General features: G+C 62.2%; 8 protein-coding genes and 3 pseudogenes. 3 read left to right on the top strand and 8 right to left on the bottom strand.

All coding sequences use genetic code 11. From position 1 onward, the window contains the following. Nucleotides 1-411 precede the first annotated feature (411 nt). Nucleotides 412-657 (top strand): annotated as a pseudogene (locus tag ACT53T_RS06665) (DUF736 family protein); the annotation flags it as partial. Between the two features lie 138 nt (nucleotides 658-795). Here ACT53T_RS06665 and ACT53T_RS06660 read toward each other — a convergent pair. From ACT53T_RS06660 to ACT53T_RS06640, 5 genes and pseudogenes are all read right to left on the bottom strand, one after another. Beyond that, complete coding sequence (locus ACT53T_RS06660) at nucleotides 796-1,098, bottom strand: DUF736 domain-containing protein (RefSeq protein WP_476160615.1); 303 nt, start codon at nucleotides 1,096-1,098, stop codon at nucleotides 796-798. 327 nt (nucleotides 1,099-1,425) lie between these two features. Further along, a complete protein-coding gene (locus tag ACT53T_RS06655; RefSeq protein ID WP_476160614.1) occupies nucleotides 1,426-2,433 on the bottom strand; it encodes a tyrosine-type recombinase/integrase in 1,008 nt (335 codons plus the stop codon). After that, a complete protein-coding gene (locus tag ACT53T_RS06650) occupies nucleotides 2,430-2,588 on the bottom strand; it encodes a hypothetical protein (protein ID WP_476160616.1) in 159 nt (52 codons plus the stop codon). Before ACT53T_RS06650 ends, ACT53T_RS06655 begins: the two co-directional genes overlap by 4 nt. Before the next feature lie 116 nt (nucleotides 2,589-2,704). Beyond that, nucleotides 2,705-3,022, bottom strand: a pseudogene (locus tag ACT53T_RS06645) (tyrosine-type recombinase/integrase); the annotation flags it as partial. A 320-nt stretch (nucleotides 3,023-3,342) separates the two neighbouring features. Further along, complete coding sequence (locus ACT53T_RS06640; RefSeq protein WP_476160613.1) at nucleotides 3,343-4,572, bottom strand: tyrosine-type recombinase/integrase; 1,230 nt, start codon at nucleotides 4,570-4,572, stop codon at nucleotides 3,343-3,345. Between the two features lie 396 nt (nucleotides 4,573-4,968). Between ACT53T_RS06640 and ACT53T_RS06635 the strand changes: the two genes are divergently transcribed. Next, nucleotides 4,969-5,271 carry a DUF736 domain-containing protein gene (locus tag ACT53T_RS06635; RefSeq protein WP_476160612.1) on the top strand — a complete coding sequence of 101 codons (303 nt, stop codon included), beginning with the start codon at nucleotides 4,969-4,971 and terminating at the stop codon, nucleotides 5,269-5,271. A gap of 169 nt (nucleotides 5,272-5,440) precedes the next feature. Continuing rightward, a pseudogene (locus ACT53T_RS06630) lies at nucleotides 5,441-5,611 on the top strand (DUF736 domain-containing protein); the annotation flags it as partial. A gap of 120 nt (nucleotides 5,612-5,731) precedes the next feature. Here the strand turns inward: ACT53T_RS06630 and ACT53T_RS06625 are convergent. From ACT53T_RS06625 to ACT53T_RS06615, 3 genes are all read right to left on the bottom strand, one after another. Beyond that, nucleotides 5,732-6,799 carry a UvrD-helicase domain-containing protein gene (locus ACT53T_RS06625; protein ID WP_476160611.1) on the bottom strand — a complete coding sequence of 356 codons (1,068 nt, stop codon included), beginning with the start codon at nucleotides 6,797-6,799 and terminating at the stop codon, nucleotides 5,732-5,734. Continuing rightward, nucleotides 6,792-8,384 (bottom strand): ATP-dependent nuclease, encoded by a 1,593-nt coding sequence (locus ACT53T_RS06620; RefSeq protein WP_476160610.1) that lies wholly within the window; start codon nucleotides 8,382-8,384, stop codon nucleotides 6,792-6,794. The genes ACT53T_RS06625 and ACT53T_RS06620 overlap by 8 nt, the downstream gene beginning before the upstream one ends. A gap of 250 nt (nucleotides 8,385-8,634) precedes the next feature. Next, entirely contained in the window at nucleotides 8,635-9,210 is a 576-nt protein-coding gene (locus ACT53T_RS06615) for a hypothetical protein (protein WP_476160609.1), read from the bottom strand. Between the last annotated feature and the right edge of the window lie 397 nt (nucleotides 9,211-9,607).

Genomic DNA, 9,607 nt, shown 5'->3' with positions numbered 1-9,607 from the left:
TTTCTTCTTCATCGTGTCCGTCCTGCAATCGGCCGGACTCTAATCGATGCTGGTGGGATTTTTCAGGGGCAGGTCACCGACAATCAACGGCGAGGGAGGCATTTCTATATGCGGCTCGAAAGCGACGACGAAATTTTGTAGCCGGACAGAGGATTGTCATCATAATCGGCGCTCGTCGCCGGATACTTGCGGTCGCACGCCGTCGCCGAACTCTCCCCGATACCCGTCAGGCCGAGCGCTCCATAGCGGCCTCTTTGATGGGCGTATCTGGCCGAAGGCCGGCTGCGCCTCGATCGCCTATGCGGCAATGGCGCCGATCGACTTTCTTCCCCTGCCGGCTGCGCCGTCATTCCTCGCGAGACAAGAAAGTCGCTCTTGCGCCATCCTCCGCTGACGCTGCGGTCGCGAGCGATGCCGCGTCGATCGCCTCCAGCCTTTCGATCGCCATCGAGGCCGCAATGGCGCGGGCTCGGAACTTCAGATCGAGGAGAATTTAAAATGGCGACCATCGGCACCTTCAAGAAGACCGGCAACAACGAGTTCACCGGCGAAATCGTCACCCTTTCCGTCCAGGCGAAGAATGTTCGCATCGTCCCCGAAACCACCCGCTCCGGCGAGAATGCGCCCAGCCACCGCGTCTACGTGGGCAGAGTGGATTATGCATAGCGCGCGATTATGCGGAGTCTTGCGCCGGGAGTGACGGTTTTCCGGGGCTTTGGCGGCGATGTCGCTCCGCATAATAACGGCTAGATGTCCGCGACGCCCTGCTGTGTGGCGGGGCGTCGCGGGCGCCGATCAGCGCGACCAGATCAGCGCGTATTCGCCGTTCTCGCCCTCGAACAGGTTGGCGTAGATGGGGGCGGTGAACGACGGGTCGTCGAGCTTGACCGAGTGATAGGTGCGGCCCTCCTTCGAGGTCCGGCGCCATGCGGCGCCGATCTCGACGCCTGAGACGACCACTCGAAGATCGGGCGCCTTGTCGCTGGTGGATGCGGGATCGCTGGGGACGAGGCGCGCCTTGGCGTCGATCGCGAGGGTCTTGATGGCGCCGGTGTAGACGCCATCGTTGCTGCGGGTGAACGAGCCGATCTGGGACATGATGTAACTCCTCTTGCTGTGTTCCAAGCCCGCGACCATCGCGGCCTTGTGGCGATCAGGAGCCCCATGACGGCCGCCCCGCACCTGCAAGGCCGCAGCGCCAGCGAAGGACGGCAAGAGCCGAGCTTCTTGTTTCGCGAGGAGCGGCGCAGCCGCGGGGAAGAAGGTCGGCGACGCCGTTGCGGGGACGAGGCCGGGTCGAAGACCGCATCATGGGGCCGATCCGCACACACAAAGGCCCGTTGGTCGTGGCGGCGACACCGCGCTCGAGGAGACATCCCCGATCATGCCGTCGGCGCAACAATCGCGGACACCCGGCGTCCGCACTCACGGCGGCGCCGTGTGCGCATCGGCCATCAGCGACGCGATCAACGCGTCAGGCGCTTTGAACCGACCACGTCGCAACGCGGGCGGGAGCACCGCTTCGACGGCCTCGAGCTTTTCCGAGGGATCCATCCCGAGGTAGATCTCGGTGGTCCGGATATCGGCATGACCGAGCCAGAGTGCGACCTTGCGGATGTCACGCGTGGCCTGGAGCATCAGCACCGCGCAACTATGCCGCAACAGATGCGGCGACAGCGTGCGGTCAACCAGCGTCGGGCATTGTCGCGCGGCGGCCCGACCATGTTTCTCGAGGATATATTCGAACCCGGCTCGCGTCATCGCCATGCCTTGCGCGTTGACGAACAGCTCGGGCGCTTGCGGCTTCCCGCGCACCGCGAGCCAGGCGCGAACGTCGCGCGCGGTCTCCTTCCAAAGCGGCAGGCTGCGCTCGCGGCGACCCTTGCCGAACACGAGAATGCTGGGGCTGGGTTGCAGGGTGACGCGGCTCATCGTCATCCCGACCAGTTCGGAGACACGCAGGCCGCCCGCGAAGCACAGGTGCAGCATCGCCCGGTCACGGATCCCCGACCGGGTCGAAGTGTCGGGCGCATCGAGGATGGCGCGCACCTCCTGCATCGTCAGATGCCGGATGAGCTTGTGGTCATGGCGCTTGCCGGGGATCGCATCGATCTGCGCGACCTGCGCCAACGCGCTCGGGCACTGAAGTTCGACATAGCGCATGAACGCCTTGATCGCGGCGAGCCGCAAGTTGCGCGTCGCCGCGCTGTTGCCGCGATCTTGCTCGATATGAGCGAGGAACGCGAGCACCATCGCGGCGTCGATCGCTTCCAGCGTAAGCCGCGATGGCCGCGTCTTCAGGCGATCGGCGGCGAAGGTGAGCAAGAGGCGGAAGCAGGTCGCATAGGCCTCGCAGCTATGTGCGCTGTACCCGCGCTGCCGAGGCATATGCTCGCGCAGGAACGCGGTGATGAGCGGTGCGATCGGCGTCATACGATCACCTCCGCAGCCAGCATTTCGGCGGCCGCGGCGATGTCGCTCATCAAGTCGGGCGTCGCCTCCAGATACCAGTAGGTGTATCGGATATGGCCGTGTCCGAGATAGGTCGAGAGCGCCACGAAGTCGCGGGCGACATCCTCGCGGCGCATCGCGCATCGCGCCAGCGCGCGCGTCGCGAAGGTGTGGCGCAGTCATGGATGCGCGGGCGACGTGGTCGATCCGGCGCGATCCCGGCCTTTTTCAGGACGACATGGAACGCGGCATGGACGGCTCCGAGACCCATCGGTCTGCCGCCGACCGTCAGGAACACATGGTCGTCCAGACCCGCGACCGTCGCCCGGACACGCAGATAAGCGTCGAGCTCCGCGCTCACGCTCGAGTGCATCGGCACGAGTCTGCTTTTGTTGAACTTGGTCTGGCGGATGTGCAGCATGCCGTCCGGCAACAGATCGCCGAGCCGCAGATTCAGCGCTTCCGAGACGCGCAGGCCGGTCGCAGCGAGCAGTCCGATCAGCATCGCATGGACGTGCTGCCTGAGAGGGCTCGGCTTCTGACGCCGCAGATTGGCGGCGGCATGGAGCATTCGCGCCAGCTCGTCGGACGTATAGATATACGGCGCGGGCCGAACGCATGGACGATAATACCGACGATGCTGCGGGATCTCATGCGCAGCATCCTCGGCATGAAGGAATCGGGCGAAGTCTGCTATTTCCTGAAGCCGCTGATACCGGCCGCCCGGCGTCGACGAGACAGCCGCGGTCCAGGCAAGCGCCGTCGCGTTGCGGATATGCCTGTCGCCGTTCGCAACAGCATGGCGGGTGAACGCATCGAGGTGGCGGGCCGCTTTTTCGAGCTTGAAGCCGAGCGCGCGGCGTAGCACGATATAGCGATGCGCATCGTCGATCAGCATGACGCGTCTCCCGGCCAGGGCTGCGTGATCGTCGCCAGCAGCGTCATGTCGACCTTGGCGTAGTGCGCGGTCATCGCGGGCGAGCGGTGGCGCAGCACACTGCACACGCCTGCGAGGCTCACCCCGTGCCGCAGCATCGACGTCGCCGCCGAATGGCGCAGCACATGCGCGCCTTTGCATCGACTCTCGACTCCCGCGCGCCCGAGCGCGCGCCGCACCACGCATTTGATCGTGCCGCGGTCGATCGGCCTGAGTGGCGCATATTCGGTGAGGAACATCGCACGCGCCGCGAACGCAGGCCGGCCACGCTCGATATAGGCGATCAGCGCGTCTCCAACCTCCTGGCTGAGCGGCAGCAGCTCTTCGCGACGCCCCTTGCCATGCAGCCGGATATGGCCCTGTCGCCAGTCGATATCGTCGAAGCCGAGACGTGCGACTTCGCTGGCGCGCATCCCGAGCCGCACCAGCAGCAGGATGATCGCGCGGTCGCGCAGCCGCCGTTCTCCGTCGCACGCGGCGATGACGCGCGCGATGTCATCTTCGGGCAGGAAGCGCGGGGTCGAGGCAAGCCGCCACCTCGCCGCCCGTGGCATGGCGCGGTCGCGTCCCGGTGGGCAGCGACCCGTCGCGATCAGGAAGCGCAGAAACGCGCGGATCGCAACGCCGATGCCGTTGAGGCGAGCGGTCGACACGGAGCCTGCTCGGCCCAGCATATAGCCGCGGATCGCGGCGGCGTCATAGGCCGCTGGATCGTCGCCGAGCGCCTCGACAAAGGGGATGATCGCGTACGCGTAGGTTCCGAGCGTCGTCTCGGCCAGCCCGTGCTGATCGCGCGCCCACGCCATATAGTCGGCAACGAGCGGCGGCGACGGCGGCGGCAACGGCAACCTCGGCAACAGCCCACGATCCTCGAGATAGGCGATGAACAGCTTGCCCGTTTCGACAGCGTCCTCGTTCACGTCGCCCCGGAAGCGCGGGCGATATCCTGCGTCGATCAGCGCAGATGATGCGGCGTGCGCGGCCCGGATCGTGTCGAACGCATAGCCCTTCTCGCGCGCCCAATGCGTCCAGCACGCCAACAGCCTGATCCGCTCGACGATCGTCTTCTCGGTATAACGCCGTTGTCGCAGCCACGCGGTAAAATCGTCGGCGTGATCGGCGGCAAGTCCCGCCCGCAATCGGTCTTTGACGTCATTCTTCCTTACATAGACACCTGTTGGCATGGTTTGCCTCCTCGTTGGTTGGAGGCGGACTTTGGAGCGTGGGCTTCAATGTCCAAAGCGGCGATCGCGCGCTGATCGGTGATCGCCATCGAGCGCGGCGCCTGATCGATGCTGGGGGCGTTCTCCTTGAGCGCGGTGTCGCCGCCGCGACCAACGGGCCTTTGTGTGGGCGGATTGGCCCCAGGATGCGGTCTTCGACCCGGCCTCGTCCCCGCAACGGCGTCGCCGACCTTCTTCCCCGCGGCTGCGCCGCTCCTCGCGAAACAAGAAGCTCGGCTCTTGCCGTCCTTCGCTGGCGCTGCGGCCTTGCAGGTGCGGGGCGGCCGTCATGGGGCTCCTGATCGCCACAAGGCCGCGATGGTCGCGGGCTTGGAACACAGCAAGAGGAGTTACATCATGTCCCAGATCGGCTCGTTCATCCGCAGCAACGATGGCGTCTACACCGGCGCCATCAAGACCCTCGCGATCGACGCCAAGGCGCGCCTCGTCCCCAGCGATCCCGCCTCCACCAGCGACAAGGCGCCCGACCTCCGGGTGATCGTCTCAGGGGTCGAGATCGGCGCCGCATGGCGCCGGACCTCGAAGGAGGGCCGCACCTATCACTCGGTCAAGCTCGACGACCCGTCGTTCACCGCCCCCATCTACGCCAACCTGTTCGAGGGCGAGAACGGCGAATACGCGCTGATCTGGTCGCGCTGATCGGCGCCCGCGGCGCCCCGCCACACAGCAGGGCGCCGCGGACTTCGCCCCGTTATTATGCGGAGCGAGATCGCCGCCAAAGCCCCGGAAAACCGCCACTCCCGGCGACAGACTCCGCATAATCGCGCGCTACGCATAATCCACTTTATGCGGTGCACCGCATAACGCCGAGATCGGAGCCGCCTGGTCCAAGCGCTCCAACGAGGGACGCGACTATCTCGGCCTCAAGCTCGACGATCCGAGCTTCAACGCCCCGATCTTCGCCAATCTGTTCGACGACGAGAGCGGCGAGGGCTACAGCCTGATCTGGTCCCGCCCGAGCCGCCGCAACGGTGACTGACCGATATCGCGCCCCGCCTTCCGGGCGGGGCGTGCCCTGCAACCGAGCGCGCTTTGGCTCCACGAAACGAAAAAATGACCCTTAGACACACTGGCGACTTCCACTTTCGGGCCCCCCAGCTTAGGCGAAGCGAACTACACCCTTGAGCCGACATGGACCGTCGTGCACGAAAGCAACCGAGTGCCTAGCGCGAGTGATGCCGACGTACAATTTCGCCGCAGATCCAGCGACGTGCTTGAAATCGCCTGAGGCAAGCCAAGTCTGCGCCTTCTTATGGGGAAAAATGAGAACTCGGTCGAAGGTCATCCCCTTCGAGTCGCCGAAGTTCAGCGCTGGGTATTGGTTGCAATGCGTTGTTCGGTCGAGCCGCAGCACCTGGGGGCTGAATCGGGCGAAATAGCTTTCAACGGACGCACGGCCGATCACGAATGCGCCGTCATGCCCTGTGACCGTTTCGTTTTTTGAGAGGGTGGTCGGTTCGTTCGGGAAAAGCGCGTCCGCCAAATCGGCGATCCGTTGGTGGCACCGATGGGTCTCTCGCTCAAAAATGAGCTGACCCAACTTGGCCTTGTGCCAAGCGCGAAACTTATTGATGATCTTCGTGCCGGCAAATGCCTTGTTTTTCGGAGAATTATTCGTTCTAAAGGTTGCCTGACGGTGATCCCCGACGAGCACGATGTCTATGTCGGATCGTAACAAGAGTTCCAGCAGGTCCAAGTCATAGCCGGCTAGGTCCTGAATCTCGTCCACGTATACCGTCGCGAAGCGTTGGGCCAGACGAGCAACGACCGCGCCAGACGACACTTCGTTTAAAGCCAGGGCAAACTCGGAGACTTTGTCGGAATAAATCAGTCGCCCCCCATCGGAGAGGAAGTATCGCGAGATGTCGCTCTTCTTTGTGTAGAGCGCGGACTGGCCTTCGACATAGTGCAGCCCATCGATCCGGCGCTTTGCCAGCGCTAGCTGATAGGGCCGCACCAGTTCGTGGAGGAGAAAGCGATACCAAGACCAGATTTCGACGTGGGGCGGAGTCGCAGAGCCGATTTCGTAGAACCGGCTCCGCAATTCTTGCACGTTGTTGGTCGTGTAGGTGACCAGCGCGGCGCGCCTTGAGTGCGCGGCGGATCGTTGGACGATACGGGTGGTTTTCCCGCCGCCAGCGGCCGCAATGATGATCTCATTAGGCAATGGCATCCTCGATGTAAGGTGGAGTGATCCATTCCTCGCCGGTCTCAAAGAATCGAAGGGCAACCTCGGTTTTGTTCGAGTGCATGTAATTCAGGAGCTCGTCGTCGCTGGCGAAGCTCTTACCGAGGATATTGTTGATCTTGGCCCGGCCGTTCGCCTTTAGCAACTGTGGCTCCAGGGTTGGCGCCGCGATGTCGGTGTCGTAACGGATTTCTATGCCCGCCTGTCCGAAGTATTCAGCGTACTTCCGCTCAAGCGCATGTAGGTCGCCATCGTTGTCAGTGACCACATCGACGCGGCGTCCGAGGATCTTGGCGATCTCTAGGAATCGTTTGAAGGCTAGGGAGTTCACGGTGATCACGTCGACTCCGGCCGCCAAGGGCATCCTACCATGACGCCGGAAATAGGCGCGGTGCACGATCAGCTCGTCGGAGGGACCTTCCACTAGGATCGCCCGCTCAGCGAGGATCAATCGCAGCGTGTCATGCCCGGGCAGCTTCAGGAAGTAATCCTGGGTCTCCGGTGTCAGGTCCCTGAGCGTCAAGCTCTTCGATCGACCGAACAGCAGCACGTTTTCCACGCCAAGCTTGTTCAGGACGAAGCTGCTGTGGGTCGTGATGATGAGCTGTCGATCGCCCCGCGCGGACGCGATGTGCTCGATGAGGGTGTTGAGATTCGAGTGGGATAGATGGTTCTCTGGTTCCTCAATCAATACAAGGTGGGACTCGGAAAAGGTTTCCAAGGCCAGCTTGATTTTCACACTGTTCTGCTCGCCCTTGCCGACGAGGGACATGGGAACGTCGTCGAGCTGCGGCATCACGCCGGACTCCCAACTGGTGCGGGACGACGTGTCTAAGGAGACCGTCAGTGCCTTGTCCGAAATCGAGCCCTTCTTCGCCGCAAGCGCCTGATTTATAGCCTCGACCCGGCTTTCTTGGAGGAACTTGTCCTTCATTAGCCGGTACGCCAGCGCGAGATCCACCTGCTGCTTACGTGTGAGGCTGTCCTTCATAATGTCAACGACATAGCGGCTGGCAGCCGCATTGTTCCGAATGGTGCTCGCGTCGATCAAGCTCGGCTTTATCGGGATGGATCGGGCTGTGATGTCGCAGTCAGAAAAGCTCCGCCACCGGACCGCGTAGTATTCTACCGGAACTGTCCGGATGGCCGCTGGGTCCGCGACGTAGGCTTTGTATTCCTCTGCGTAGTTTTCATCGAATTCGATGAGGAGCTTGACGCCAGGGCAGTTGTCCTTGCTCGAATTGTTCGTGCCCTTCAAGTGGGCCAAGCTTTCATGGTCAGCGAAGTACAGCTCGATCAGTGCGTGGGGTGGTTGCGCTGGCCGGCCCGCCCGGAGTCGCTCGATATATTCCCGCACAGTCGTGATGTTGAACAGGTGGGGATGAAGTTCAGTCGGGATCGACCGGCCGTTCAAATAGCCGCTCAAGGCCAAATGGATGGCCTCCACCAGGGTCGATTTTCCACATTCGTTATTGCCGACGATGATGTTGAGTTTGTCGTTCAGCGCTGTGGTGCAGCGCTGTAAGCAGCGGTAGTTCTCGATCACTACCTTGGTAAGGAACACGTCACTCCCCCCATGTCGTCGGCCGATTCTCAACCTCCGCGATTATGGCAGCGGTTCCGGTGGTTGGGTAGGGGCCCGGCTTGAGCACCGGCACCAGATTTTATTGGGTCGTCGACGACCACATTTCGGTACCGAAGTCGTGCGCTAGCTGGAATTTTGGTTGCGGGAACGTCTAGCTTATGGCAAGGTCGATGCCCCTTTCTGGCGCTGTCGGCTTTCGCCCGCGATGCCTCGTTTCAGAGGCGCGAGATTATTGGCTGTTGTGAGCAGGTTGAAAGTTGTCCAACTGATCCCGTTCTTCGTTCGTTAGCGGCTTCCGCTTGTGGCGAGTGGCCACTCCGATGTCTCTGTAGATCAACCGGATGACGGTATTCATCGCCATGTGCAGAAACGCGTCCCGGTCTACGAGTCGGCTATCGTTGATGGGCGATTTCGCGCAGAGCTTCTTGACATCTGGGTGGTCGAAGCTCGCGTTGACCTCGTGAGCAAAAACGTTGCGGACCTTGCGTATTGCATCGACTCGTCTCGCTTCCTCCTTTGTGATGAGGCCCATTAGCCGCGCGGCCTTGATCTTACCTGAGAGCGATCCAAAAGGTGCGAACGGTCCCTCAAAGAGCTCCTTAACATCAGCATCGTCAATCAAGAACGCCCTCAGAATCCGTTCGAGGTACACTTCAACGTGCGCGGCCGCGGTGATCACTAGTCCACGGTCAGACTCGCCGGCCGTAGCTTGAAGGAGGTCGCCATACTCGAGAGTCCGTCGTTCATGTTCATTTTCCGGAACAATCCCGAAAGGGTGCTCAGTCCAGGGTGGCAGTTCGTTCATGCGAATATCGATCGGCAAGGGCGAGGCAGCGATCGTCTGATAAAAGCAGCAGAGTCGCGGGTACGCAAGGCGGTGCTCGTGTCGCAGCAACTATACCAGTCTCTGGACGCCAGTGTCTGCTTTCAGGCGTTCGCCTAACGTCGACTTATGGCGCTTCCTCCTCAAAGGCTATGAGAAACTTTGACCCCTTGCAAACTTCCCGGGCCACGCTGGGGATGACCGCTTCGCGCCCTCAAGTGCGCCATTTGGTGCTGTTTGGATCGATGTCGAAAGCAGTCGTTCATACGCTACATCGACCGAGATGAGACCGTTAGGCGCTAGCTAGTGCACTGACTCAGACGGAAGGTGCAGGAACGCGGGCCAGCTTGGCGAAAATCGCCTTAGCCGGCTTTGTCCA

The organism is Methylosinus sp. DMC45, assembly GCF_056313885.1.
Note: the sequence above shows the minus strand (reverse complement) of the source record. Positions and strands in the feature narration are given on the sequence as shown.

Excerpts from the sequence above, each read along its gene's own strand:
- ACT53T_RS06660 (WP_476160615.1), bottom strand. The coding sequence starts at position 1,098 with ATGTCCCAGATCGGCTCGTTCACCCGCAGCAACGATGGCGTCTACACC.
- ACT53T_RS06635 (WP_476160612.1), top strand. The coding sequence starts at position 4,969 with ATGTCCCAGATCGGCTCGTTCATCCGCAGCAACGATGGCGTCTACACC.
- ACT53T_RS06650 (WP_476160616.1), bottom strand. The coding sequence starts at position 2,588 with ATGCGCCGCGAGGATGTCGCCCGCGACTTCGTGGCGCTCTCGACCTAT.
- ACT53T_RS06615 (WP_476160609.1), bottom strand. The coding sequence starts at position 9,210 with ATGAACGAACTGCCACCCTGGACTGAGCACCCTTTCGGGATTGTTCCG.
- ACT53T_RS06640 (WP_476160613.1), bottom strand. The coding sequence starts at position 4,572 with ATGCCAACAGGTGTCTATGTAAGGAAGAATGACGTCAAAGACCGATTG.
- ACT53T_RS06655 (WP_476160614.1), bottom strand. The coding sequence starts at position 2,433 with ATGACGCCGATCGCACCGCTCATCACCGCGTTCCTGCGCGAGCATATG.